The following is a 23,877-nucleotide window of genomic DNA, read 5'->3' as shown; positions in this document are numbered from 1 at the left end:
CCGGCTTGACCGGTCCCCCGTCCGCATGCAGCAGATCAGAAATTTCTCCATCATCGCCCACGTCGACCACGGCAAGTCGACGCTCGCCGACCGCATCATCCAGCTGTGCGGAGGCCTGAGCGAGCGCGAGATGGAAGCGCAGGTACTCGACAACAATCCGATCGAGCGCGAGCGCGGCATCACCATCAAGTCGCAGTCGGTGTCGCTCCCATACACCGCGCGCGACGGCCAGACCTACTTCCTGAACTTCATCGACACCCCGGGCCACGTCGATTTCAGCTACGAAGTCAGCCGTTCGCTGGCGGCCTGCGAGGGCGCGCTGCTGGTGGTCGACGCCGCGCAGGGCGTCGAGGCGCAGTCCGTCGCGAACTGCTACACCGCGGTGGAGCAGGGCCTCGAGGTCGTGCCGATCCTCAACAAGATCGACCTGCCGACTGCGGACATCGAGAAGGCGAAGGCCGAGATCGAGGCGGTCATCGGCATCGACGCCGCCGATGCGGTCGCGGTGAGCGCCAAGACCGGCCTGAACGTGCAGGACGTGCTTGAGGCGATCGTCAACCGCATCCCGCCGCCGCAGCCGCGCGACACCGACAAGCTGCAGGCGCTGATCATCGATTCCTGGTTCGACAACTACCTGGGCGTGGTCATGCTGGTGCGCGTCATGCAGGGCGAGATCAAGCCGGGCGACAAGCTCACGGTCATGTCGACCGGGCGCAGCCACCAGGTCGACAACGTCGGCGTGTTCACCCCCAAGCGCAAGGAGCTGTCGAAGCTGGGCGCGGGCGAGGTGGGCTGGGTCAATGCCAGCATCAAGGACGTCCACGGCGCACCCGTCGGCGACACCCTGACCCTGACCGCGGACCCGGCGCCGAAGCCGCTGCCGGGCTTCCAGGAGATGCAGCCGCGCGTGTTCGCCGGCCTGTTCCCGGTCGACGCCGAGGACTACCCGGACCTGCGCGAGGCCCTCGAGAAGCTGCGCCTGAACGACGCCGCGCTGCGCTTCGAACCGGAAAGCTCCGAGGCGATGGGCTTCGGTTTCCGTTGCGGCTTCCTGGGCATGCTGCACATGGAGATCGTGCAGGAGCGGCTTGAGCGGGAATACAACCTCGACCTGATCACCACCGCGCCAACCGTGGTCTACGAGGTCCTCAAGACCGACGGCACCGTGGTGCCGATGGACAACCCGGCCAAACTTCCGCCGGTGAACCAGGTCGACGAAGTGCGCGAGCCGGTCATCCGCGCCAACATCCTGACCCCGCCGGACTACATCGGCGGGATCATCACGCTGTGCGAAGAGAAGCGCGGCAGCCAGATCGGCATCACCTACATGGCCAGCCAGGTCCAGATCAGCTACGAGCTGCCGATGGCCGAGGTGGTGCTCGACTTCTTCGACCGCCTGAAATCCGTGAGCCGTGGGTACGCGTCGCTCGACTACCACTTCCTGCGCTTCGACCCGGGCCCGTTCGTTCGCGTCGACATCCTGATCAACGGCGACAAGGTCGACGCCCTGAGCATCATCTGCCACCGCAGCCATGCGGACCGCCGGGGTCGCGAGCTGTGCGAGCGGATGAAGGAGCTGATCCCCCGGCAGATGTTCGACGTGGCCATCCAGGCCGCGATCGGCTCGCAGATCATCGCGCGCACCACGGTCAAGGCGATGCGCAAGAACGTGCTCGCGAAGTGCTACGGCGGCGACATCAGCCGCAAGAAGAAGCTCCTCGAGAAGCAGAAGGAAGGCAAGAAGCGGATGAAGCAGGTGGGACGCGTCGAGATTCCGCAGGAGGCCTTCCTGGCGGTGCTGCAGACCGACGGCAACAAGTAGGGGCGGACCTTCGTGCCTGCCTTCGCGCGCCCGTCCCGGACGGGGGAGTGCCATGCCATGACGAACGGGACGCCCCCGGCTATCCTCCGTGGGGCACACTCGCGGGCACGTACCCATCGCGCGCCGCGATGCCCTGAAGATCCCCGATCCATGCCGCCAAGGAGCACGCATGCGCTGGTTTGAAATCGCCCTGGTGGCATTGACCCTGGTCTCGGGCCTGGTCTGGCTGTTGGATACGCTGGTCCTGGCCCGTCGTCGTGCCGCCGGGGCCAGCCTGCTCACGGACGAGGATGAGCCGTGGTACGTCGACTACTCCAAGGCCTTCTTCCCGGTGCTGCTGGTGGTGCTGGTCCTGCGGAGCTTCCTTGCCGAGCCGTTCCGGATTCCCTCGAACTCCATGATGCCGACCCTGCTGACCGGCGACTTCATCCTGGTCAACAAGTTCAGCTACGGGCTTCGTCTGCCCATCACCAATACCAAGGTGGTCCCCATCGGCGCGCCGGCCCGGGGTGACGTGGTGGTGTTCCGGCCCCCCCACCATCCGGACCAGGACTGGATCAAACGCATCGTCGGCCTGCCGGGCGACCGAATCGCCTATCGCGACAACACCGTGTTCGTGAATGGCGAGGCGATGCACTACACGCCGATCGGCACCTACCAGGGCCACGGTCGCGGCAGCGAGATGACGGGGGCCGCGGAACTGTCCGAAAACCTGGAGGGCCGTGAGCACCGGGTGCTGGAGCGCACGGCGCTCCCGTTCCGCGACCCGGGCGACGGCGAGTGGGAAGTGCCAACGGGGCACTATTTCGTCATGGGCGACAATCGTGATAATAGCGAGGACAGCCGCTACTGGCAGTCGCACTTCCTGCCGGAGGAAAACCTCCGTGGGAAGGCGTTCCTGATCTGGATGAGCTGGGACGGTGGGGTCCAGTGGTCCAGGATCGGAGACAGTATCCGGTAACGCTCGCGTCGGGTGGGGCAAGGTCCATAAAAGGGGAGTTCTGCAATGAAACGTATGCAAGGTGGCATGACGCTGATCGGCTTCATCATCGTGCTGGCGGTCGCCGGTGTGTTCATTTACATGGGCATGAAGCTGATCCCCATGTATTCGGAGTACTACTCCGTCAAGCGCGCGCTGTCCGAGATGAGCACCGACGCCGAGGTCCAGGTGGCCGACCCGGCAAAGATCCGCGACCTGTTCTTCCGGCGGCTCTACGTGAGCTATGCCGAGAACGTGGAGAAAGACGACTTCAAGATCGCCCGCAAGGATGCCGGTTGGGAGATCACCGTGGATTACGAGGTGCGCAAGCCCTTGATCGGCAATCTCGACGTGGTGGGTCACTTCACCGCGAAGCAGAAGATCAATCGCGGTGGGATCGACTGACCCCATCGGGCATCCGTTCCGATCCCCGGGGCTGCTCAGGCAGGCGCTGACGCATCGCAGCGCCGGGGCGCCGCATTACGAGCGACTGGAGTTCCTGGGCGACGCGCTGGTCAACCTGCTGGTCGCCGAGGCACTGTTCGACCGTTGGCCCAAGGTGGACGAGGGGGCGTTGACCCGTGCCCGCGCCGAACTGGTCCGCGAGTCGTCGCTGGCCTCGATCGCCCGGGACCTGGAGCTGGGCGATCGCCTGGTCCTGGGCCCCGGGGAGATGAAGTCGGGGGGGCACCGGCGGGACTCCATCCTGGCCGACGTGGTCGAGGCCATCGTCGCAGCGATCTATCTCGACGCGGGCTTCGACGCCTGTCGCGCCCGCGTGCTGCCCTGGTTCGAGGGCGCGATGGCGCGCATGCCGCCCCCGCACAAGGTCGGCAAGGATGCCAAGACCCGGCTCCAGGAATGGCTGCAGGGACGCAGGAAGCCCTTGCCGGTGTACGCGCTGCTGTCCGAATCGGGCGAGGAACATGCCAAGACCTTCAGGGTCAGCTGCCGCCTGGCCGAGCCCGAGGTGGAGACCGAAGGCGATGGCGGATCGCGACGTGCGGCCGAGCAGCGTGCGGCCGAAGCCGCGCTCGCACTGCTGGAAGGCTGAACCCGGACGTCCGGTTCCGGCGCTCCCGCTCTCCGCGCCGTACAATCCCGTCATGAGCACCCCTGTCTATCGCGCCGGCCATGTCGCGGTCATCGGCCGCCCCAACGTGGGCAAGTCGACCCTCACCAATGCCCTCGTGGGGGCCAAGGTCAGCATCGTCTCGAACCGCCCGCAGACCACGCGCCACCGACTGCTGGGCATCGCCAGCTTCGACGCGGGCCAGCTGGTCCTGGTCGACACGCCGGGCCTGCATCGCGACCAGGGCAAGGCCACCGCCTCCGCCATGCACCGCTCCATGAACCGCGCCGCGCGCGGGGCTCTGGAGGGGGTGGACGCAGCCCTGCTGGTCGTCGTGGCCGGCCAGTGGGACGAGGCGGACGAGTTCGCCTACCAGGCCCTGCATGGCGCACGCCTGCCGGTGGTCCTGGTGGTCAACCAGGTCGACCGGCAGAAGGACAAGACCGCACTGCTGCCGTACCTGGCCAAGGTGACCGAAGGCCGGGAATTTGCCGCCGTACACCCGGTCTCCGCGCTCAAGCGCAAGGGCCTCGAAGCGCTGGTGAAGGACGTGCTGGCGTTGTGTCCCGAGCAGCCCGCGCTCTACGGCGAGGACGAGATCACCGACAGGAGCCAGCGCTTCCTCGCAGGCGAGATGCTGCGCGAACAGCTGATGCGCCAACTGGGCAAGGAGCTGCCCTACGCGACGACGGTCGAGATCGAGCGGTTCGAAGCGGATGGGGCGCTGTACCGCATCGGTGCGGTGATCTGGGTCGAGCGCGACGGCCAGAAAGCGATCGTCATCGGCAAGGGCGGTGAGCGCCTGCGTGATATCGGCGCGAAAGCCCGCCAGCACATGGAACGGCTGTTCGGCTGCAAGGTGTTCCTGGAAACCTGGGTGCGGGTGAGGCAGGGCTGGTCCGACGACGAAGCAGCGCTGCGCGCCTTCGGCTACAGGGACTGAGGCGGTCGGACATCTGCGATGCGCCTGATCGGCGAGCCCGGATTTGTCCTGCACGCGCGCGCCTGGCGCGAAACGAGCCTGCTGGTCGAGGTGTTGACGGAAGGCCACGGCCGCATCGGGCTCCTTGCCCGCGGCGTGCAGGGCGGCAAGCGGCACCCGCTTCGCGCTGCATTGCAACCGCTGCAGGCCATCCGCTTCGATGCCGTCTCGCGCGGAGAGCTGGCTCGGCTGGTCGCTGCCGAAGCGAGCGATGCCGGTCTTCGCCTGACGGGCGACGCCGCGCTGGCCGCGTTCTACGTCAATGAACTCACGCTGCAGCTCGCTCCGAGGCAGGTGCCCCAACCCGAGTTGTTCGATGCCTATGCACGCGTGAGGCACCGGCTGGGTTCCAGCGACCCGCTGGCCTGGTCGCTTCGACGCTACGAGCGGGACCTGCTGGACGCGCTGGGGGTCGGTTTCGAATGGCATTGCGACGGAGACGGCCAGCCGATCGATCCGGCTGCGCGCTACCGGCTGGATCCCGAGCACGGTCCGCGGCGGCAGGTGGTCGACCGTGGGCATTCGGACCGGCAGGGCACGGCGACCGGAGAAGCGCTGCTGGCACTGGCAGCGGATCGCCCGCCGCAACGCGAAGGGCTGGCCTCGTTGCGACGCCCCCTGCGCGAGGTGCTCGCCCATCACCTGGGCCCCCGCCGGCTCCGCTCGTGGACGCTGTTCGAAGAGCTTGGGCGCGTTCTTCGGAGATCCAACGGGGAGTCTCAGGCCGGCTCGCGATCCACCGGCGCGTGATCGAGCGTGTCGCGCAGCGCCTGTTCAAAGGCCTCGCGGGCGACGGGCTGCGCAGGATCGCGCTGCCAGGTCTCCACCGCATCGAGGAGACGCGCGGCGCCCACGAAGGCGCACGCGGCACGCAGGCGATGCAATCCGTCCACGACGCGATCGAAGGCATCTTCCCGCCATGCGCGGGACAAGGATGCCGCGGTGCCCGGCAGGTCATCGAGGAACAGACCGCGCAGGTGGACCACGTGGTCACGACGGTGGTTCAGCGCCTCGAGCGCAGCGACGTCATCCCACAGCAGGCGTTCGCGGCGTGGTATGGCGGGGATGCTGCCGGATCCATGCGCGGTCGCGTCGGCGTGGACGCCTCTGGACAGGGTTGAACGAACCGCATCGCGGAGCGCGGTGGCAGAAATCGGCTTGCGCAGCACCGTCTCGAATCCGGCCCCGCGCAGTGCCTCGAGCTCAGACGTATCGGACGCCGCCGTGTGGGCCAGGGCAGGCGTGTCGAGCCCCATCTCGCGCAGACGCTGCAGCAGCGACGCGGCCGAGCCGTCGGGGAGCCGCGCATCGAACAGCCAGAGGTCGTGCGCGCGGGCGCGTGCCTGGGACAGCGCGGCGCGGACAGAGTCCGCGACATGGACGGAGGCGGGAAGCCCTTCGAGGACATGGGCGAGGAACCCGCGATTGGTGGGGTCGTCCTCGACCAGCAGGATGCGGAGTGTCTCCAACGATGCGTCTCCTTGCGCGTGATGGCGTCCATGGGCCGGGCGTTCGCGGCAGGGCGGTATGCTGGCGCCATGTCCCGCTGCCTGGCAACCCGAGTCTTTCTTGCAGGTACGCTGCTGCTCGCCTGCATGCCACGATCGGCCGACGCGCGCACGGCACGGCTGCATGTCGCACGCGTGGATTCGCCGGTGGCTGTCCTTGAGAACGTGGATGTCCGGCTGGAGTGGCCAACGGGCGCGGATGCCGGGCAGTTGTGGCTGACCGCAGGTGTCGCCCACGCGCCTGCGCTGGGGTATCGGTTCCGTCGGCTGGAGTGGCGGTGTCCACTGCAGCGGTCAGGTACGGGCTGGCAATGCGAGGGGCCCGTGCGCGCGGAAGGCAGCGGAAGCGCGCGGCTCGCGATCAGGCTCGATGAGGCGACCACGTCGGTGGTGCTCCAGCGCGGACGTGCGCGGCTGTCGCTGGACCGCACCGCCGCCTCTCCGGAGCTCACGCGTATCGATCTGCGAGACGTCCCGGCGCGGTGGGCCCAGGCGCTGGCCGAGACGGCCTGGCACGACGTGCAGTTGGGGGAGGGCCGCCTGGAGGGCGAGGTGCGGGTCGACTCGGGGCAGGATGACGGCCTGGGCGTCGCCGCGAACCTGGCGCTCGAGGCGTTCGCGCTCGACACGCCCGATGGCCGGGTCGCCGCGGGCGGGCTGGGGGCGCACCTGAACGTCGAAGGCCGGTTCGGTGCCGATCCCCGAGTGCAGGTGGACGGCGTCCTGCATGGCGGCGAGATGCTGTTCGGCAATGCCTACGTGAGCCTGGCCGATCGTGACGTTCCCATCGAGATCGGGGCGCGCCGCGTCGACGGCGGCGGATGGGCCCTTGAGGGCCTGCAGTGGCACGACGGCGATCGTCTGGACGCCCGCGGCCGTGCCGAGCTGGCCGCGGACGGCGGCCTGGCCGGGCTGGAGGCCGCTTTCGAGAGCGAATCGCTGCAGGGCCTCGGCGAGAGTTACCTCGGCGGTTGGCTGGGCGTGCTCGGCCTGGCCGACATCCGTCTGTCCGGTGGGGCGCAGGGAAGCGTACGGCTCGACGCGGCGGGGCTGGAATCGGCAGTGTTGGAGCTTCAGCGAGCCGGTATCGCGGACCCGCGCGGCCGCTTCGCGTTCGAGGGCCTGGAGGGAGAGGCGCGGTTCTCGAGCGGCCCCTCCGTCGCGAGCGGGGTTCGCTGGGCGGGGCTCGATGTATACGGGATCCACTTCGGCCCGGGCGAACTGCCGCTGTCCAGTGCAGGCGGCGTGCTGGCCGGCCGCGGTGACGTGGTGCTCGATGTGCTGGACGGGCGCATGCGCGTCGAGGACATCCGGATCCGGCCGCCGGGAGCGCAGGGCGGGCTCGACGTGCGCTTCGGGCTGGCGCTGGAGGCGCTCGACATCGCGACGCTGAGCGGCGCCCTGGGCTGGCCGGCGTTCAACGGCCAGCTCAGCGGACGGATCCCGCAGGCGCATTACGCAGACGACCGGCTCGCGCTCGACGGTGGGCTGCGCATGCAACTCTTCGAAGGGGAGGTGGCGGTGTCCTCGCTTTCCATGGAACGGCCCTTCGGGGTGCTGCCCACATTGTCGGCGGACATCGCGCTGGACGGCCTCGACCTCGAGTCCCTGACCGGCGTGTTCGGCTTTGGCAGCATCAGCGGGCGCCTGCATGGACGCATCGACCATCTGCGCCTGCTCGACTGGTCGCCGGTCGCGTTCGATGCCGAACTCCATACCGAGAAGACCCGCGGCGTCCGCCAGCGGATCAGCCAGCGCGCCGTCCAGGACCTGTCGAGCGTGGGCGACGCGTCGTTCATGGGCAGCCTGCAGGGGCAGCTGATCGGGTTGTTCGACGACTTCGGCTACGCCCGGATCGGTATCGGCTGCACCCTGGCGGACGAGGTCTGCGAGATGCAGGGCCTGCGTTCAGACGGACGCGGTTTCACTATCGTCGAAGGTTCGGGCGTGCCGCGCCTCACGGTGGTCGGTTACAACCGCCGTGTACACTGGCCCACGCTGGTCGAACGGCTGGCCGCGGTGGGCAGCGGAGAGGTCGCGCCCGTGGTGGATTGATCCGAGGAACGCTGGAGGAGCGAGCATGCGTCGATGGTTGGGTGCCCCGTTGGCGGCCGTGGTGTTGACGGCCTGCGTGACGATCAATGTGTATTTCCCGGCCGCAGAGGCGCGGGAGGCCGCGCAGGAGTTCGTCGAGAAGGTGATCGGCGACGAGGCCGTGCCGGTCGTCGTGCCCGAAGGCGATCCGCAGTCGCGTATCGAGCCCCGGCAGGCACATCCCGTCGCTGCGTTGGCCGCGCGGGTTGACTGGTGGTCACTGGTGGGCGTGGGCAGCGCCCAGGCCCAGAACCAGCCGGACATCTCCATCCAGACCCCGGCCATCCAGGCCATCCAGGCGCGCATGGCGCAACGCTTCAACAGCCAGTTGCGCGCCGGCTTCGACGCCGGCGCCTTGGGTTTCGCAGAGGACGGCACCATCGTCGTGCGTGATGCGGCGAAGCTGCCGCTGAAGGACCGTGTCGCGGTGAACCAGGCGGTGGCCGACGACAACCGCGACCGCAAGGCGGTCTACCGCGAGGTGGCGGTCGCCAACGGCCATCCGGAATGGGAAGGACAGATCCGTGACGTGTTCGCGCGCCAGTGGATCGCCAGCGCCCGGCCGGGCTGGTGGTACCAGAGCGGCGGCAGCTGGAAGCAGAAGTAGCCCCATCGGTCGTCGGTCCGGGCGCCATCTGCGACAATAGGCGGTTCTGCCCCCGCCAGCCTGATGCCAGCCCGTGGCCCGACTCGACCGCACGCCGTTTGAAGCCCATGTCACCGACCTGACCCACGACGGTCGCGGCGTTGCCCGCACCGCCGATGGCAAGACCGTCTTCATCCGCGGTGCTTTGCCAGGGGAGCGCGTGGTGGCTACGCGGACCGGTCGCCACCGCAATTTCGACGAGGCCAGCACCCTTGAAGTCCTCGAGGCCGCGCCGGAGCGTGTGGTCCCGAAGTGCCCGCACTTCGGGACCTGCAGTGGCTGCGCGCTGCAGCACTATGCCGAGGACGAGCAGATCCATGCCAAGGAGCGGGTGCTGCGCGAGAATCTCGAGCGCATCGGGCACGTCAGCGCCGAACGCTGGTTGGCGCCGCTGACCGACGCGAGCTGGGGCTATCGCCGCAAGGGACGCCTCTCGGTGCGGCGCGTCGAGAAGAAGGACAAGACCCTGGTTGGCTTCCGCGAGACCGATCCGCGCTTCGTGGCCGACCTTCAGGAGTGCCACACCGTCATTCCGGCGATCGGGATGAAGCTGGGCGCGCTGTCCGCGCTGGTCGACGGGCTCGAAGCCCGCCGGGACATCCCGCAGATCGAATTCATCGCCGGCGACGATGCGGTGGCGCTGACCTTCCGCCATCTCCAGCCTTTGTCCGAACGCGATCGCGAGGCGCTCGTCGCGTTCGCAAAGGCGCAGGGCTTCGCGATCTTCCTGCAGCCCGGCGGCCTGGACAGCGTGCATCCGCTGTATCCCGAAGACGTGCCGCTGTCGTTCCGGCTCGAGGACTGGGACGTCGAGCTGAAGTTCCGGCCACTGGACTTCATCCAGGTCAACGCGGGGCTCAACGGCAAGATGATCCGGCATGCCTTCGACCTGCTCGATCCGCAGCCGGGCGAGCGCGTGCTCGACCTGTTCGCCGGTCTCGGCAACTTCACCCTGCCGCTGGCACGCCAGGTGCGCGAGGTGGTCGGTGTCGAGGGCGAACCAGGCCTGGTGCAGCGCGCCCGCGAGAACGCGGCGCACAATGGTCTGTCGAATGCACGCTTCTTCGCCGCCGACCTGGCCAAGGACCTGTCGTCCGAGCCGTGGATGCGCGAAGGCTTCGACAAGCTGCTGCTTGATCCGCCGCGCTCGGGCGCGGACTTCGTGCTCTCCGTGCTGCCGCTGAAGCAGTTCAACCGGATCGTCTATGTCAGCTGCCATCCGGCTTCGCTGGCGCGCGACGCGGGCTATCTGGTCAACGAGAAGGGCTGGAAACTCAAGGCCGCCGGCGTGATGGACATGTTCCCGCACACTGCGCACGTCGAGTCCATTGCCTTGTTCGAACCCCGCTGAGGCCGCCATGGGCATCGAGATCGAACGCAAGTTCCTGGTCGACGGCGACGCTTGGCGCGTGGCTGCGCACGAGGTGGTCCCGATGGCGCAGGGCTACCTCAATGACCTCGCGGCGATGGAGGCGGGCGTCGACGTTCGCGTGCCGATGAAGGCCTCGATCCGCGTACGCATCGAGGCGACGGGAGCCTTCCTCAACATCAAGTCGCGCGAGCTGGGACATACCCGGCAGGAGTTCGACTACCCGCTGCCGGTGGACGATGCGCGCGCACTGCTGGCGCTTTGCGTGGGCGGGCGGATTGAGAAGCGCCGGCACCTTGTCCGCCACGGCGCGCACCTGTGGGAAGTCGACGAGTTTCTCGGCGAGAACGCCGGCCTGGTCGTCGCGGAGATCGAACTGGGCGATGCCGACGAGGCCTTCGAGCGCCCGGCCTGGCTCGGCCAGGAGGTCACCGAGCAGGCACGCTACTACAATCTGGCCTTGGCCTCGCGGCCCTTCGCGCAATGGAGCGCGGCGGAGCAGGCGGGCGATGAACCCTGATCGAGGTGTCCGATGCTGCTGATCGGCGTTGCCGGTACCGAACTCACCGCGCGCGAGCATGACTGGCTGCAGGCGGACGCCTGCGCCGGCGTCGTACTGTTCGCGCGCAACTTCGCGTCGCGGACCCAGGTCGCCGAGCTGTCGCAGGCGATCCGCGAGGCCGCGCCGCGTCCGCAGCTGCTTTGCGTGGACCAGGAAGGCGGACGCGTGCAGCGCTTCCGCGACGGCTACAGTGCCTTGCCACCCCTGGCGTCCTTCAAGGCACAGCATGCCCGCGACCCGGAGGCGGCGATCGCACTGGCCCGCGAGCATGCCTGGCTGATGGCCAGCGAAGTGCGCGCGAGCGGCGTCGACCTGAGCTTCGCGCCGGTGGTGGACCTGGGGCGTGGCAACCGCGCGATCGGCAACCGGGCGTTCTTCGATGCCCCCGACGTCGTCGCCGATTTCACCCGTGCCTACGTGCTCGGCATGCACGATGCCGGCATGGCCGCCACGCTCAAGCACTTCCCCGGGCACGGCTCGGTGCCGGAAGACACCCACTTCGAGGACGCGGAAGACCCGCGTACGCTGGATGAAATCCGGGCGCTGGACCTCGTGCCTTTCGCCGCCGGGATCGAGGCTGGTGCGGACGCGGTAATGATGGCGCATGTGCGCTATCCGCAGGTCGCACCGGAGCCCGCGGGATTCGCGCCACGCTGGATCCGCGACATCCTGCGGGGCGAGATGGGCTTCCGCGGTGTCGTCTTCAGCGACGACATCGGGATGAAGGCGGCGGACAGCGCCGGTGGTGTGAAAGCGCGCGTCGAGGCTCACCTCGATGCCGGCTGCGACGCCGTGCTGGTCTGTCATCCGGAACTGGTCGAGGACGCGCTGGCCGCGGTGCACGGTCGCGTGCTGGACACGATGCCCCTGGCCGGCCTGGTCGGTCGCGGGGCGGTCGGTTGGGATGCGCTCCTGGCCGACGCGCGCTACATGGACAGCCGGCAACGGCTGGAGGACTTGAGCTGATGAGTGGACACGACCTGGCTTGGGCGCTGGAAAATTCCGATGTCGTTGTCGGTGCCGCTGTCGTCGAGGCGTCGATCGAGCGCATGGCCGACGGGATCCGCGCTGACTACGACGCACCACCCCTGTACCTGACCGTCATGCACGGCGGGCTGCCGTTCGCCGCACGGCTGGCGATGGCCCTGGGTGCCCGGGGTCTCGACCTGGAATTCGACTACCTCCACGCAACGCGCTACCGCGGCGCGACGCAGGGCGCCGATCTGGTCTGGAAGCATCGGCCCGCGACGCCACTCGCCGGGCGTCGCGTGCTGCTCGCCGACGACATCCTCGACGAGGGCCACACCCTGGCCGGCATCATCGAATGGTGTCGTGCCGAAGGCGCTGCTGACGTCCGCGTCGCCGTGCTGGCGGTGAAAGTGCACGACCGCTGCGTGGAGGGCATCCATGCGGACTACGTGGGCGTCGAAGTGCCGGATCGGTACGTGTTCGGCTACGGCATGGACTACCACGAGCAGGGCCGCAACCTGCCAGCCATTCATGCGCTGAAGGATTGAACATGCAGGCGATCGACCTGGCGGTCATTGGCGGCACCGGCGTTTACCGCCTGGCCGAACTCGAGGACATCGAGTCGCACGTCGTCGAGACGCGCTTCGGCCTGCCGTCCGGACCTGTCCGGGTCGGTCGCCTCGAGGGCCGGCGCGTCGCGTTCCTGGCACGCCATGGTGAAGGTCATTCGGTGCCGCCGCACCTCATCAACTACCGCGCGAACCTGGCGGCGCTGCAGGACCTTGGCGTGCGGCGCGTGCTTGCGCTGAATACCGTGGGCGGCATCACCGTCGCCTGCGGACCGCGCGTGCTCGCCTGTCCCGACCAGTTGATCGACTACACCTGGGGGCGCGTATCCACGCTATGCGAGGGCGAGCCCTGGGCCAGTGCGGGGGGCGAGGTGCTGCATGTCGACTTCGGCGAACCGTATACCCGCAGCCTGCGCGCGGCGGTCGTCGATGCCGCGGCCCATGCTGGTGTCGAGCTGCTTGACGGCGGCTGCTACGGCGCGACCCAGGGCCCACGCCTGGAAACGCGCGCGGAGATCGCGCGCCTGCGTCGTGACGGTTGCGACCTGGTCGGCATGACCGGCATGCCGGAGGCGGGACTGGCACGCGAACTGGGCCTCGACTATGCCTGCCTCGCCATCGTCGCCAACTGGGCGGCGGGCGCGGGACCGGATCCGGACGAGGTGATCACCCTGCAGGACGTACTGGACAACGTCGCTGCGGCCTCTGCGGGTTTGCCTGCATTGTTGCGTGCGCTGTTGCGGAACTGAGGCGTCGCCTGTTGTCAAGCGACCGTTCAGTTTGCATACTCGGCCGTGCGGCTGGCGCACCTGACGCGCCGCCGCGCCCATCGCATCCAGCATGAGGTCATCAAGGACATGCAGTACGGTACTGTCAAATGGTTCAACGACGCCAAGGGATTCGGCTTCATCTCGCCCGAAGACGGCAGCGCGGACGTATTCGTCCACTTCTCCGCCATCAATGCCAAGGGCTTCCGCAGCCTGCAGGAAGGCCAGCGGGTGAGTTACCAGCTGACCCAGGGTCCCAAGGGCGCGCAGGCCTCCGAGGTCATGGTTGCCGCCGAGGCCTGACGGCCTGCCTGTTTTTCCGAGCATTCCGGGCCCCGCCTTGCCAGGCGGGGCTTTTTCATGGGAAAGCGGGAACGCAGCGGCGGGGGTCCGCTGCAGAACGGAGCGTCAACACGGCCCTGTTGATGGGTGCGAGCGCCGAGGCGTCGCCTGGATGCGGAATGTGCACCCCCCTGAGTGATGTGAATTCACGTGGTCTTGCCCGCGGCTGTGCTTGGCTCGACGGATATTCGGGGCGCTGGGCATGGGCATGGACGTACGGGTCACCGGAGTTGGGCGGGAGATCGCGGCTGCGGGATGGATAGGGCGAGCGCTCGCCCTCCTGCTGCTGTGCATGGCGTGGGCCCAAGAGTCGCGCGCTCAAGGCATGTGGGAGTTCGCCACGGGGCAGGGTGGACCGACGAATTCGGGTCCACTGACCACCCCGCAGACCGTCGCGATGCGTCTGAACACCGACAACCCCGGCGGCAATACCTTTACCAATGCGGCGAACCCGGTCTCGGTCACGTTCAGCTGGTCACTGGTCCAGGGCAACGACGTGCCGCGCTTCGGCGCCAACGACTTCCCGAACGGCACCACGGTGCAGGGCGTGCCGATCTTCCGCGAATGGTCGTTGTCCTCTGGCAGCCCCGTGGGGGCTTCGACCCTGTATAGCTCCGGGTCGGCTGCCGGCAGCGGTCACGACCTGACGGCGAACGCCGGCCTGCGCACGTTCGCCACGGCGACGCGTGGCGCGGGCGCAAACACGACGAACCGGATCCGCCAGGCGGACCTGACGATCGCCTTCAGCCGGCCCGTGACCAATCCGGTCCTCCATCTCGTCGGGTTGGGCGAGACCAACGGTACCGTCAACGGGCTCGGTTACAGCGTCGAGTTCAATCGGGTCTCGCCCACCAGCGCGACCTTCACCCTGTTGTCCGGCACCAACCTGGCGGTGACGGCCAGCCAGATCAACAACAGTCGCAGCGATATCGACGAAAGTTGCGACTCCGGTGCGGCGTGCGGCTCGGTCAGGGTCAACGGCACCTTCAGTACGCTGGTCCTGCGCATGTTCGTGCGCGGTGACGGGACGCCGGGTGCCACCTATCTCGGCACCAATACCGGGGCGGGGGACTCCTTCGGTCTCGGCGTTTCGGTGCCGCTCGTCGCCGATCTGTCGATCACCAACACCAACACCCCGGGCGTCAACAACGACGTGGACCAGGCCGCCGATACCGTGGTGGCCGGCGAGCCGGTGACCTACACCCTCGTGGTTCGCAACGGCGGCCCCGATGTCGGCGACGGCGCCGTCCTGCGGAATCCGGCGCCTACCGGCGTGGACTGCTTGTCCGTCACGTGTGATGGCGCCACCGGTGGCGCGGCCTGTCCGGGCGGCTTGTCGGTGGCTGCACTGCAATCCGCGGCAGGGGTGACCCTCGCGACCTTGCCACCCAGCAGCAGCCTGACGTTCTCGCTGGGTTGCACGGTGCAGTAGGCGGGCGCGTGGACGACGCGCCCGTCGGGAACCAGCCACCCGAATTCGCGCCGCGCGACCTGTGGGCGGATGACGCCGCCTTGCGCGAGGCGGTCATGCGCGAGGGTGCAGGCCATTGGCGCGCGCGCATCGCCGCATATGGACGACTGTCCGGGAGCACGCTCCATGCGCTCGGCTTCGATGCGCATCGGGACATCCCCCGACTGCGCAGCCACGATCGCTTCGGGCAGCGCATCGATGTGGTCGAGTTCCACCCCAACTACCACGCGGTGATGGACGCGGCGGTCTCGCAGGGGGTCTCGGGACTCTCCTGGTACGAGCCGCGGACCGGGTCCCATGTCGCGCGCGCGGCGCTGAGCTACCTGCACTATCAGGTCGAGCCGGGCAGCAGCTGTCCGTTGACGATGACCCATGCCGCCGTGCCGGTGCTTCGCATGGCCCCAGCACTGGGGACCTGGGCCGAGAAGGCCTGTGCACCCCACTACGATCCGCGCAACGCCCCCATCGAGGCCAAGGCAGGCATCACCCTGGGCATGGGGATGACCGAAAAACAGGGCGGGAGCGACGTCCGCAGCAACCGCACGACCGCCTCGCCCATGCCGGACGGCAGCTATCGACTGGTCGGTCACAAGTGGTTTTTCTCGGCGCCGATGAGCGATGGTTTCCTGGTGCTGGCGCAGGCGGCTGCCGGCCTGTCCTGCTTCCTGATGCCGCGCTGGCGCCCTGACGGCACCCGCAACGCGTTCCGGCTGGTCCGCTTGAAGGACAAGCTCGGTGACCGCTCCAATGCGTCGTCCGAGGTCGAATTCGACGGCGCATGGGCGTGGCGCATCGGAGAGGAAGGGCGGGGCGTCGCGACCATCATCCCGATGGTCATGCTGACGCGGTTGGACTGCATGCTGGGTTCCGCGGCCCTGATGCGCATGGCGGTGGCGCAGGCCATCCATCACGCCCGTTACCGCCATGCGTTCGGACGGGCGCTGGTGGCGCAGCCACTGATGCGCAACGTGCTGGCCGACCTCGCGATCGAGGCGGAAGCGGCGCTGGCTCTGGCGATGCGGGTGGCGCGGGCAGTGGATGCCGGCCCGCAGGATCCCGCCGAAGCGGCATTGGCGCGCGTGGCCACGGCGATCGGCAAGTACTGGATCTGCAAGCGGGCACCCGCTTTCGTGAGCGAAGCGCAGGAGTGCCTGGGTGGGGGCGGCTACATCGAGGAGTCGCTGTTGGCGCGGTTGTACCGGCAGGCACCGCTGAACGCGATCTGGGAGGGCAGCGGCAACATCCAGTGCCTTGACGTACTGCGGGCGCTGGAGCGCGAACCCGCGTGCCGGGCCGCCCTGCATGATGAGCTCGGCGCCGGCACCGGCATGCCGGACGAATTCCGCCGAAGCCTCGAAGCGACACTGGCGGCCACGAGCGAACGGAATGCGAGGTGCGTGGTCGAGCGCTTGGCCCTGGGCCTGCAGGCGGTGGCGCTGGAGCGCGCGGCCAGTCCGCTGGCCGGTGACTTCATCCGCAGCCGGATCGAGGCGCCCCACGCGTTGGGTTTCGGCACCCTGGCCGACGGTCTGGATGAGGGCCGCGCGATCGACCGCGTGCTGCCTGCCGGCTGAACGGTTTCACCGGTCGCCGCGGCCCTCGTCGGCACGCAGGGTGCGGGCACCGGTGACGATCATCCGGACCATGCTGGAGAGCTGGTCGATGAGTTCGGGGTCCTTCTCCCGCGGCAGGTCCATCGCAGTGCCACCCACCGCGAACACCAACCGGGTGATCGCCTTGGCCGCGAGCGCGGGCTCGTGCAGGGTGGCGTGGTCCAGGCGCGCGAGCCGGATCAGGTCGAGTCGCAGTTCTTCCTCGAAGAATCCCAGCTCGCGGTCGACCGCCTGCTTGAATGCATCCGAGCCCACCGTGCCTTCGCGCAGCAGGACGTGGAGCAGCGTGTCGTCGGCCCGAAGCTGCTCCATGAACGCTTCGACCGAGCTGCGGACGACGCTGCGCTTGCCGCCGGCGGCGCGTTGCCGGGCCTCGCCGATGATCCGGCGCAGCGAACGGCCGGCCAGGTCGATCAACGCCACCGCCAGCTCGTCCATGTCGCGGAAGTGGCGATAGAAGCTGTTCGGGGCGATGCCGGCCTCGCGGGCCACCTCGCGCAGGCTGAGGCTGGACACGCTGCGATGCGGCCCAAGCAGCTTGAGCGCGGCCGTGAGGATGTCCTCGCGGGAAATCGACGGCTTCCGGCCAGGGCCGTGGTCGTCGTGCGACGGGGAGAGGGCGGCGGTGCTCACGGGGCGAGTATGACCAATTCTGAACGCTGGCGGGGCGGAGTCGACGGCAGTCACGTAATTAATATACGGTTGTATATACGCGCGTCTGCACACTGGTATAGTAACTCGCATGAATGCCCGAGTCCGTCCCCGCCACCGCCGTCGAGCCCCCATGCGGCATTGGCTGCGTCCTTTCGTCTCCCCCCAGGTCTTTGATTTCTGGGCGGGAAGGGTCAATACGCTGTGGACCTGGGAGCGTCCGCTGGCGCGCGTGGTCGGACGCGAGGCGGTGTCCCGCGACGCCGTCACGCTGTTGTTGAAGCCCAACCGGCACTGGAGCGGCTTCACGCCGGGGCAGCACCTCAATATCGGTGTCGAAGTCGACGGCGCGCGACTGACCCGCAGCTACAGCCTGTCCGAACCGCCCCGTGCGGACGGCCTGCTGGCGGTCACCATCAAACGCATGCCCGGAGGGCGTGTCAGCCCGATCCTCTGCGAACAGGCGGCGCTGGGAAGCGTGGTGGAACTGGGCCCTGCATTCGGCGAAATGACGTTGCCCGCATCGCCCTCCGGGCCCCTGCTGTTCCTGGCGGGCGGCTCCGGCATCACGCCGCTGAGGGCGATGCTGCGTGACCTCGCCGCGCGCGGCATGCCCGTGCCCGTGACCCTTCTGTACTGGGCCCGGCAGCGCGATGAACTGTGTTTCGTCGACGAGTTGCGCGCCTTGGCGGCGTCATGCTCGAACCTGGACGTGCACTTCATCCTGACCCGCGAAGCGGCGCGTGCCGACGACGAGCGCGTCGGCCGGATCCGTTCGGAACTGCTGATGGAGACCGTCCCCGATATCGCGGCACGCCAGGTGATGGCGTGCGGGCCCGGGGGCTTCGTCGAGTCCGCGCGCGCGCTGCTCGACGGCCGGGTTGCCGGGTTCCGGGCGGAAGCCTTCAGCCTGCCCGAGGTGCCCGTGGGCGACGAGGGCGAGGTGGAACTGACCCTTGCACGCAGCGGCCGGACCCTCCGCGCGCCCCGTGGCAAGTCGCTGCTTGAGGTACTGGAAGCCGAAGGCTTGCGCCCGAAGTCCGGTTGTCGCATGGGCATCTGCAACACCTGCGCCTGCGGCAAGTCCGCAGGCAGCGTGCGCCACCTGCCCAGCGGGGCGCTGGTCCACGAGAACACGCAGGCGCTGAAACTTTGCATCCACAGCGCCGCCACCGACCTTTCGATCGACCTTTGAAACCGACGCCTGACGCATGCCAAACGCCATGAAGAACCGTCCCCTGAGCCTGTCCGAACTCGACGCCTTCGGCGCCGAACTCGACGCGTTGCGCGCGCGCACCGTCGCGTCCCTGGGCGAGCGCGACGCGCGCTACATCCGCAACGTCATCAAGGCCGTCCGGTACACCGAAGTGGCCGGTCGCGGCCTGTTGTTCCTCGGCGCGTTCGTACACCACGTGCTGGTCCCGGCGTGGATCGCCGGCGTGTTGCTGCTCGCGTTGTCGAAGATCCTCGAGAACATGGAACTCGGCCACAACGTCATCCACGGTCAGTACGACTGGATGGGCGACCCGCAGCTCAACGGCAAGACCTACGAGTGGGACATCGTCGCGACGTCGGAGAACTGGCGGAAGACGCACAACCATCGCCACCACACCTATACCAACGTGCGCGGCCTCGACGACGACATCGGCTACGGGCTGCTGCGCATCTTCCCCGAGCAGAAGTGGCAGCCGTTCTTCCTGCTGCAGCCGGTGATCGCGCCGGTGTTCGCGCTGCTGTTCGAGTGGGGCGTCGCGATCCAGGACCTCAAGCTCGGGCGCTGGATGCAGGGCAAGATGAGCGGTTCGGCGCTGTGGCGCCAGTTCCGTCCGGTCGGCCGCAAGATGGCCCGCCAGGTAGTGAAGGATTACGTCGTCTTCCCGGCGCTGGCCGGTCCGTTCTTCCTGCCGGTCCTGCTGGGCAACGTCGTCGCGAACCTGATCCGCAACGTATGGACCTACGTGATCATCTTCTGCGGGCACTTCACGGCGCATGCCGAGACCTTCCCGCGCGAAGTGGTGCGCAACGAGTCGCGCGGGCACTGGTACCTGCGCCAGCTTCGCGGCTCGTCGAACATCTCGGGGGGCTTCGTCATCGACCTGCTGTCGGGCAACCTGAGCCACCAGATCGAACACCATTTCTATCCCGACATCCCCGCCAATCGCTACTCGGAACTGGCGGTCGAGGTGCGCGACATCTGTCGCCGGTATGGCCAGCACTACAACACCGGTTCCCTGCCGCGGCAGTTCGGCCAGGTGACCTGGCGCATCCTGCGGCATGCCTTCCCGAGCCGTCCGCCGCGCATGGCGCCGCTGGTGGCCAATGGCTGATCGGCGGGACTGAAGAGCCGCGTGTTTCCGGGGCGACCCCGCCGCCTCAATCCAGGAACTGCAGCTTCGCCAGTTCGGCGTAGAGCCCGCCTTCGGCCAGCAGGGCTGCGTGCGTGCCCTGGGCCACGATGCGGCCCCGGTCCATCACCACGATCCGGTCCGCCTTCAGGACGGTTGAAAGCCGGTGGGCGATCACCAGGGTGGTGCGTCCCCGCATCAGTGTGTCCAGCGCCTCCTGCACGGCGCGCTCGCTCTGCGCATCCAGTGCGCTGGTGGCCTCGTCAAGCAGCAGGAGGGGGGCGTCCTTCAGCAGGGCACGCGCGATGACCACGCGCTGCTGCTGGCCGCCGGACAGGCGTGCGCCGCGTTCACCGAGTTCGGTGTCCAGTCCTTCGGGAAGCGCGTCCAGGAACTCGGCCGCATGCGCCGCGGTCGCCGCGGCGTCGATGTCCTGGTCGCTGGCCTCCAGGCGCCCGTAGCGGATGTTCTCGCGTGCGCTGGTCGCGAACAGGGTCGGCTGTTGCGGTACCAGTGCGATTGCATCGCGCAGTCCAGCCGGGTCGAGCCGGCGGATGTCGACGTCGTCGATGCGGATCGCCCCGGCGTCGGGATCGTGGAAGCGCAGCAGCAGCGAGAGTACCGTGCTCTTGCCCGCCCCGGACGGACCGACCAGCGCGACGGTTTCGCCGGGGGCGACGTGCAGGTCGAAATGTTCGAGTGCGGGGAGGTCAGGGCGGTTGGGGTAATGGAAGGTGACGCCTTCGAAGCGGATCTCGCCGCGAACCGGTGTCGGCAGCGGCTCGGGTGGATCGGGCGCGAGGATACGGGGCCGGGCGTCGAGGAGTTCGCCGATCCGGCCCATGCCACCCGCGGCCCGCTGCAGTTCGTTCCAGACTTCGGCCAAGGCGCCCACGGAGCCGCCACCGATCAACGCATACAGCACGAACTGCCCCAGGGTCCCCGCGCTCATGCGGCCCGCGGCGACGTCATGCGCGCCCGACCACAGCACCAGGGTGATCGCGCCGAACACCAGGCTGATCGCGATCGCCGTCACCATCGCCTGCACCCGTATGCGACGCCGTGCGGTCGCCACGGCCTGGGCCACGGCCTCGCCGAAGCGTCCGCGCTCCCAGGGTTCGCGTGCATGGGCCTGCACCGTGCGCACCGCGCCCAGGGTCTCCGTCGCCAGCGCATTGGCATCGGCGATCCGGTCCTGCGCGGTGCGCGAGATCTTCTGCAGGCGACGTGCGCCCATGACGATCGGCAGGACCGCCAATGGAATGCCGATGACCGCGTACGCCGCCAGTCGCGGACTGGTCACGAACAGCATCGCGATGCTGCCGAGGAAGGTGACGGTACTGCGCAGGGCGACCGACATGCTGGTGGCCACGACGCTGCGCAGCAGCTCGGCGTCGGCGGTCAGCCGCGAGACCAGCTCGCCGCTGCGGTTCGCGTCGTGGAAAGCCGCATCCAGACCCATCAAGTGGCCGTAGAGCCGCTGGCGGAGATCGGCGACGACGCGTTCGCCGAGCAGCGAGACGAAGAAGAAGCGCGCGGCGGTGGCGAAGGCCAGGGCGATGGCCACCAGGAACAGCAGGCCGAACGCACGATCGATGCCGTCGCCGCCGGAGGCGAAGCCGTGGTCGATGACGGTGCGGAAGGCCGGAGGCAGGCTGAGCGTGGCTGCCGACGAGGCGGCGAGCGCGAGCAGCCACGCGCCGAACAGGCCCCTGTGGCGGACGACGAATGGCCACAGGGTGCGCAGCTGGCCCACCGGTGCTTTCTCACGCACGGCATCGCGCGTCTTGGACTCAGTCATCGTGTTCCAGGTTCTCCAGGCGTACCCGGTCCCGGGTGGCGTCGCGCAGGCGTGCTTTCAAGGTCTCCATGGCGTCGGCCGGGAGCTGGAGCCGAAGGCGCGCCCCGCCTGCATCGAACGATTCCGCCTCCTTGTCGACCGGCATCTGCGCGAGCACGCCATGGACCGCGCCGGTGTGCTCGAAGCCGAAGCGCACGTCCACTTTCGCCATCCTGACCAGTGGCACGCGCGCGGCGGTGCGCAGGCATTCGGACGCGCAACCGCCATAGGCACGGACGAGTCCACCGGCGCCGAGCTTGATGCCGCCGTACCAGCGCGTCACCACCACGGCCACGCGGTCGAGCCCCTGGCCCTCGATGGCGGCGAGGATGGGGCGTCCCGCCGTCGACGCGGGTTCGCCGTCGTCGTTGAACCGGTATTCGCCATCGATGCGCCACGCCCAGCAGTTATGCGTGGCCGCCGGGTCGCCGGCGTCCTCGAAGAACGCCGTGGCCGCCTCGGGTGACGCCACCGGTGCCGCCTGCGCGAGGAAGCGACTGTGCTTGACCTCGATCGCGTGCTCGACGCGTGCCACCAGCGTGTCCCGGGTCATCGGGCGCCGGGGTCGACGAGGGCCTGGAGGTCATCGGGGAGGGTGACCCCCGGATGGGCATGCACGAACGCATCGAGGCTCTCCCGCGCCGCCTCGGTCTGGCCTGCGTCGCGGCGGTCACGGATGCGTTGCAGCCAATCGTCCACGTCCAGGTCGCGGTCCAGGCCCACGTCGGGCAGGGAGGCGGCATCCGTCGCAGCCAGGGGGGCGGATGCGGCAGCGGCCTGCGGGGCGCTCCCGACGTTCTTCAAGGGGCGCACGGCGGCGTCAGCCGTCGCACGCGCGGAGCGGGTGTAGGTCGCTCGGCGCGCCGGGGCAGGTGCAGATTCAGGTGCAGGACTGTCCTCGGCCGCCGCGGCCTCGGCCACCCCCGCCATGTCCTCGGCGGCGCCTGCCTCGCGTTGAGCGCGTTGTCCTGCGTGCGCCCGCTCGACCGCCTGCTGGCGAGCGATGTCCGCATCGCGCATCGCGCTGCGCGCGTCGGCCGCCTGCCGCTCGGCCTCCCGTGCCGCCTTGGCGGCGCCCTCGGCCTCGGCCGTCGCCGCCGCTACGTCGTCCGCAATGGCGGTCACGGTCTCGTCGGTTGCCGGCGCACCGGAGGGCAGGGCGGCGGGGGGCAAAGCCGTGGGCTCGGCAGGCGGCGGGGGCGGTTGCCGCAAGCGCGACGGCGCACGCGGCAGGTGCTCCACCATCACGGCAGCTCCGTCGGTCGATTCCCGGGGGACCGGGACGGTGCTCTCCATCGGTCGCAGTTGCCAGACCACGCCCAGCACGAGCGTCAACGAGGCGGCCATGCCCAGGCCGGTCACCAGTCCGCCGGCGCCGCCACTGAGCCCGAGCCAGCGACGGCGCCGCGCGTGCGGGCGGGCGCGGGTCGCCGCGCGCGCCGCCGAGCGGATGCGCGCGTCGAGTTCCGGGGGCGGGCCCTCATGTGGACCCATCGCCCCGAGGCGTGCGGCCAGCGCGCGCTCTTCGGGGGTCAGTGGATCGTTCGGGAAGCGGTTCATGGGTTCAGGCTCTCGCGCAGCTTCGCCATGGCGTAGCGCAGCCGCGATTTGACGGTTTCCCGGCCGGCCCCCGTGATCTCGCCGATTTCCTCGAGACTCAGCTCACGGCCGAGGCGTAGCAGGACGACTTCGCGCTGCTCTTCCGGCAGCGCATCGATCGCCCGTTGCAGTTCGCGTCGCTGTTCGAACTCGGACAGCTGGCGCTCCGGCGTGACGGGGTCGGGAATGCGCGCGGCACGGAGGTCGGCATCGTCCGGGGCGGGGGGGCGGTGCTTCTGGGCACGCCAGTGATCGTTCAACCTATTGTGGGCGATGCGGTACAGCCAGGTGCTGAATGCGGCATCCGGCGTCCAACGCGCGCGCGCTCCAATCACCCGTTGCCAGACGTCCTGGAAACATTCCTCGGCCAGCGCCCGGTTGCGCAACTGTTGAACCATGAACCGGAACAGGGGCCCGCGATGCCGCGCGTAGAGGCGGTCGAACGCTGCATCGTCACCGCGCACCCAGGCCGCCATGAGGGTGGCGTCGTTGTCCTGTTCAGCTTCTGGCGGGGCCCCGGCATCCATCCCGTGAAGGGTACGTGGAGGCGTTGCCGTCGGGAAGAAGCTCGTGCATTGTGTGACGGAGGGAGGCAGCAGCGGCTGCCTGGGCATGGGGACAACGAGGTTCATGGAAGACCGAACGCACACGGGTCCGGTTCGGGGTTGTGCGTGTCG

General features: G+C 68.8%; 24 protein-coding genes. 18 read left to right on the top strand and 6 right to left on the bottom strand.

Annotated features, from left to right (window positions below; genetic code table 11):
- Positions 1–25: 25 nt before the first annotated feature.
- The 6 genes from lepA (at position 26) to recO (ending at position 5,605) form a co-directional block, all read left to right on the top strand.
- Positions 26–1,822 (top strand): translation elongation factor 4, encoded by a 1,797-nt coding sequence (lepA, locus tag H4F99_RS11030; protein ID WP_182669801.1) that lies wholly within the window; start codon positions 26–28, stop codon positions 1,820–1,822.
- Positions 1,823–1,991: 169 nt separating this feature from the next.
- A complete protein-coding gene (gene lepB / locus H4F99_RS11025) occupies positions 1,992–2,783 on the top strand; it encodes a signal peptidase I (protein WP_182669800.1) in 792 nt (263 codons plus the stop codon).
- Positions 2,784–2,828: 45 nt separating this feature from the next.
- Positions 2,829–3,206: a DUF4845 domain-containing protein gene (locus H4F99_RS11020; RefSeq protein ID WP_182669799.1), complete on the top strand. Its 378-nt coding sequence runs from the start codon at positions 2,829–2,831 to the stop codon at positions 3,204–3,206.
- The gene (gene rnc, locus H4F99_RS11015) at positions 3,193–3,855 is read left to right on the top strand and encodes a ribonuclease III (protein ID WP_425488020.1); all 663 of its coding nucleotides are present in this window, start codon (positions 3,193–3,195) and stop codon (positions 3,853–3,855) included. The genes H4F99_RS11020 and rnc overlap by 14 nt, the downstream gene beginning before the upstream one ends.
- A 52-nt stretch (positions 3,856–3,907) precedes the next feature.
- A complete protein-coding gene (gene era / locus H4F99_RS11010; RefSeq protein ID WP_182669798.1) occupies positions 3,908–4,816 on the top strand; it encodes a GTPase Era in 909 nt (302 codons plus the stop codon).
- Positions 4,817–4,834: 18 nt separating this feature from the next.
- Positions 4,835–5,605 (top strand): DNA repair protein RecO, encoded by a 771-nt coding sequence (gene recO / locus H4F99_RS11005; RefSeq protein ID WP_182669797.1) that lies wholly within the window; start codon positions 4,835–4,837, stop codon positions 5,603–5,605.
- Here the strand turns inward: recO and H4F99_RS11000 are convergent.
- Positions 5,575–6,324, bottom strand: coding sequence for a response regulator (locus tag H4F99_RS11000; protein ID WP_246371844.1), 750 nt, complete (start codon positions 6,322–6,324; stop codon positions 5,575–5,577). The genes recO and H4F99_RS11000 overlap by 31 nt on opposite strands.
- Before the next feature lie 186 nt (positions 6,325–6,510).
- Here H4F99_RS11000 and H4F99_RS10995 point away from each other — a divergent pair, with 186 nt between their 5' ends.
- The 10 genes from H4F99_RS10995 (at position 6,511) to H4F99_RS10950 (ending at position 16,726) form a co-directional block, all read left to right on the top strand.
- Complete coding sequence (locus H4F99_RS10995; RefSeq protein ID WP_182669795.1) at positions 6,511–8,418, top strand: hypothetical protein; 1,908 nt, start codon at positions 6,511–6,513, stop codon at positions 8,416–8,418.
- A gap of 25 nt (positions 8,419–8,443) precedes the next feature.
- Entirely contained in the window at positions 8,444–9,064 is a 621-nt protein-coding gene (locus H4F99_RS10990) for a DUF1318 domain-containing protein (RefSeq protein ID WP_182669794.1), read from the top strand.
- A gap of 73 nt (positions 9,065–9,137) precedes the next feature.
- Complete coding sequence (gene rlmD, locus H4F99_RS10985) at positions 9,138–10,454, top strand: 23S rRNA (uracil(1939)-C(5))-methyltransferase RlmD (RefSeq protein ID WP_182669793.1); 1,317 nt, start codon at positions 9,138–9,140, stop codon at positions 10,452–10,454.
- Between the two features lie 7 nt (positions 10,455–10,461).
- Complete coding sequence (locus tag H4F99_RS10980; protein WP_182669792.1) at positions 10,462–10,992, top strand: CYTH domain-containing protein; 531 nt, start codon at positions 10,462–10,464, stop codon at positions 10,990–10,992.
- A 12-nt stretch (positions 10,993–11,004) separates the two neighbouring features.
- On the top strand, positions 11,005–12,000 hold the full coding sequence (nagZ, locus tag H4F99_RS10975) for a beta-N-acetylhexosaminidase (RefSeq protein ID WP_182669791.1): 996 nt from the start codon (positions 11,005–11,007) through the stop codon (positions 11,998–12,000).
- A complete protein-coding gene (locus H4F99_RS10970) occupies positions 12,000–12,551 on the top strand; it encodes a hypoxanthine-guanine phosphoribosyltransferase (protein ID WP_182669790.1) in 552 nt (183 codons plus the stop codon). The genes nagZ and H4F99_RS10970 overlap by 1 nt, the downstream gene beginning before the upstream one ends.
- A gap of 2 nt (positions 12,552–12,553) precedes the next feature.
- Entirely contained in the window at positions 12,554–13,321 is a 768-nt protein-coding gene (locus tag H4F99_RS10965; protein ID WP_182669789.1) for an S-methyl-5'-thioinosine phosphorylase, read from the top strand.
- A gap of 108 nt (positions 13,322–13,429) precedes the next feature.
- On the top strand, positions 13,430–13,642 hold the full coding sequence (locus H4F99_RS10960) for a cold-shock protein (protein ID WP_182669883.1): 213 nt from the start codon (positions 13,430–13,432) through the stop codon (positions 13,640–13,642).
- Positions 13,643–13,883: 241 nt separating this feature from the next.
- A complete protein-coding gene (locus tag H4F99_RS10955) occupies positions 13,884–15,113 on the top strand; it encodes a DUF11 domain-containing protein (protein ID WP_182669788.1) in 1,230 nt (409 codons plus the stop codon).
- A gap of 8 nt (positions 15,114–15,121) precedes the next feature.
- Positions 15,122–16,726, top strand: coding sequence for an acyl-CoA dehydrogenase family protein (locus H4F99_RS10950; protein ID WP_343064199.1), 1,605 nt, complete (start codon positions 15,122–15,124; stop codon positions 16,724–16,726).
- Positions 16,727–16,732: 6 nt separating this feature from the next.
- On the opposite strand, the gene fabR is transcribed toward H4F99_RS10950, so the two are convergent.
- The gene (fabR, locus tag H4F99_RS10945; protein ID WP_343064198.1) at positions 16,733–17,398 is read right to left on the bottom strand and encodes an HTH-type transcriptional repressor FabR; all 666 of its coding nucleotides are present in this window, start codon (positions 17,396–17,398) and stop codon (positions 16,733–16,735) included.
- Between the two features lie 109 nt (positions 17,399–17,507).
- Between fabR and H4F99_RS10940 the strand changes: the two genes are divergently transcribed.
- On the top strand, positions 17,508–18,611 hold the full coding sequence (locus tag H4F99_RS10940) for a ferredoxin reductase (protein WP_182669786.1): 1,104 nt from the start codon (positions 17,508–17,510) through the stop codon (positions 18,609–18,611).
- Between the two features lie 28 nt (positions 18,612–18,639).
- On the top strand, positions 18,640–19,743 hold the full coding sequence (locus H4F99_RS10935; protein ID WP_425488019.1) for a fatty acid desaturase family protein: 1,104 nt from the start codon (positions 18,640–18,642) through the stop codon (positions 19,741–19,743).
- Between the two features lie 46 nt (positions 19,744–19,789).
- On the opposite strand, the gene H4F99_RS10930 is transcribed toward H4F99_RS10935, so the two are convergent.
- The 4 genes from H4F99_RS10930 to H4F99_RS10915 are packed head-to-tail and all read right to left on the bottom strand — an operon-like array spanning position 19,790 to position 23,727.
- The gene (locus H4F99_RS10930) at positions 19,790–21,562 is read right to left on the bottom strand and encodes an ABC transporter transmembrane domain-containing protein (protein ID WP_182669784.1); all 1,773 of its coding nucleotides are present in this window, start codon (positions 21,560–21,562) and stop codon (positions 19,790–19,792) included.
- Positions 21,555–22,154 carry an IMPACT family protein gene (locus tag H4F99_RS10925; protein ID WP_182669783.1) on the bottom strand — a complete coding sequence of 200 codons (600 nt, stop codon included), beginning with the start codon at positions 22,152–22,154 and terminating at the stop codon, positions 21,555–21,557. Before H4F99_RS10925 ends, H4F99_RS10930 begins: the two co-directional genes overlap by 8 nt.
- Entirely contained in the window at positions 22,151–23,161 is a 1,011-nt protein-coding gene (locus tag H4F99_RS10920) for a hypothetical protein (RefSeq protein ID WP_182669782.1), read from the bottom strand. Before H4F99_RS10920 ends, H4F99_RS10925 begins: the two co-directional genes overlap by 4 nt.
- Positions 23,158–23,727, bottom strand: a complete 570-nt coding sequence (locus H4F99_RS10915) for an RNA polymerase sigma factor (protein WP_182669781.1) — start codon at positions 23,725–23,727, stop codon at positions 23,158–23,160. Before H4F99_RS10915 ends, H4F99_RS10920 begins: the two co-directional genes overlap by 4 nt.
- Positions 23,728–23,877 lie beyond the last annotated feature (150 nt).

Origin of the sequence: Marilutibacter penaei (assembly GCF_014145395.1) — a bacterium.
Classification (GTDB): Bacteria; Pseudomonadota; Gammaproteobacteria; order Xanthomonadales; family Xanthomonadaceae; genus Marilutibacter; species Marilutibacter penaei.
This window is presented reverse-complemented; position numbering and strand designations above follow the sequence as displayed.

Coding starts and splice junctions, on each gene's coding strand:
- H4F99_RS10915 (WP_182669781.1), bottom strand. CDS start 23,727: ATGGATGCCGGGGCCCCGCCAGAAGCTGAACAGGACAACGACGCCACC.
- lepB (WP_182669800.1), top strand. CDS start 1,992: ATGCGCTGGTTTGAAATCGCCCTGGTGGCATTGACCCTGGTCTCGGGC.
- H4F99_RS10940 (WP_182669786.1), top strand. CDS start 17,508: ATGAATGCCCGAGTCCGTCCCCGCCACCGCCGTCGAGCCCCCATGCGG.
- recO (WP_182669797.1), top strand. CDS start 4,835: ATGCGCCTGATCGGCGAGCCCGGATTTGTCCTGCACGCGCGCGCCTGG.
- H4F99_RS11020 (WP_182669799.1), top strand. CDS start 2,829: ATGAAACGTATGCAAGGTGGCATGACGCTGATCGGCTTCATCATCGTG.
- era (WP_182669798.1), top strand. CDS start 3,908: ATGAGCACCCCTGTCTATCGCGCCGGCCATGTCGCGGTCATCGGCCGC.
- H4F99_RS10965 (WP_182669789.1), top strand. CDS start 12,554: ATGCAGGCGATCGACCTGGCGGTCATTGGCGGCACCGGCGTTTACCGC.
- lepA (WP_182669801.1), top strand. CDS start 26: ATGCAGCAGATCAGAAATTTCTCCATCATCGCCCACGTCGACCACGGC.
- H4F99_RS10925 (WP_182669783.1), bottom strand. CDS start 22,154: ATGACCCGGGACACGCTGGTGGCACGCGTCGAGCACGCGATCGAGGTC.
- H4F99_RS10980 (WP_182669792.1), top strand. CDS start 10,462: ATGGGCATCGAGATCGAACGCAAGTTCCTGGTCGACGGCGACGCTTGG.
- nagZ (WP_182669791.1), top strand. CDS start 11,005: ATGCTGCTGATCGGCGTTGCCGGTACCGAACTCACCGCGCGCGAGCAT.
- H4F99_RS10955 (WP_182669788.1), top strand. CDS start 13,884: ATGGGCATGGACGTACGGGTCACCGGAGTTGGGCGGGAGATCGCGGCT.
- H4F99_RS10990 (WP_182669794.1), top strand. CDS start 8,444: ATGCGTCGATGGTTGGGTGCCCCGTTGGCGGCCGTGGTGTTGACGGCC.
- H4F99_RS10970 (WP_182669790.1), top strand. CDS start 12,000: ATGAGTGGACACGACCTGGCTTGGGCGCTGGAAAATTCCGATGTCGTT.
- H4F99_RS10935 (WP_425488019.1), top strand. CDS start 18,640: ATGAAGAACCGTCCCCTGAGCCTGTCCGAACTCGACGCCTTCGGCGCC.
- H4F99_RS10960 (WP_182669883.1), top strand. CDS start 13,430: ATGCAGTACGGTACTGTCAAATGGTTCAACGACGCCAAGGGATTCGGC.
- H4F99_RS10920 (WP_182669782.1), bottom strand. CDS start 23,161: ATGAACCGCTTCCCGAACGATCCACTGACCCCCGAAGAGCGCGCGCTG.
- H4F99_RS10930 (WP_182669784.1), bottom strand. CDS start 21,562: ATGACTGAGTCCAAGACGCGCGATGCCGTGCGTGAGAAAGCACCGGTG.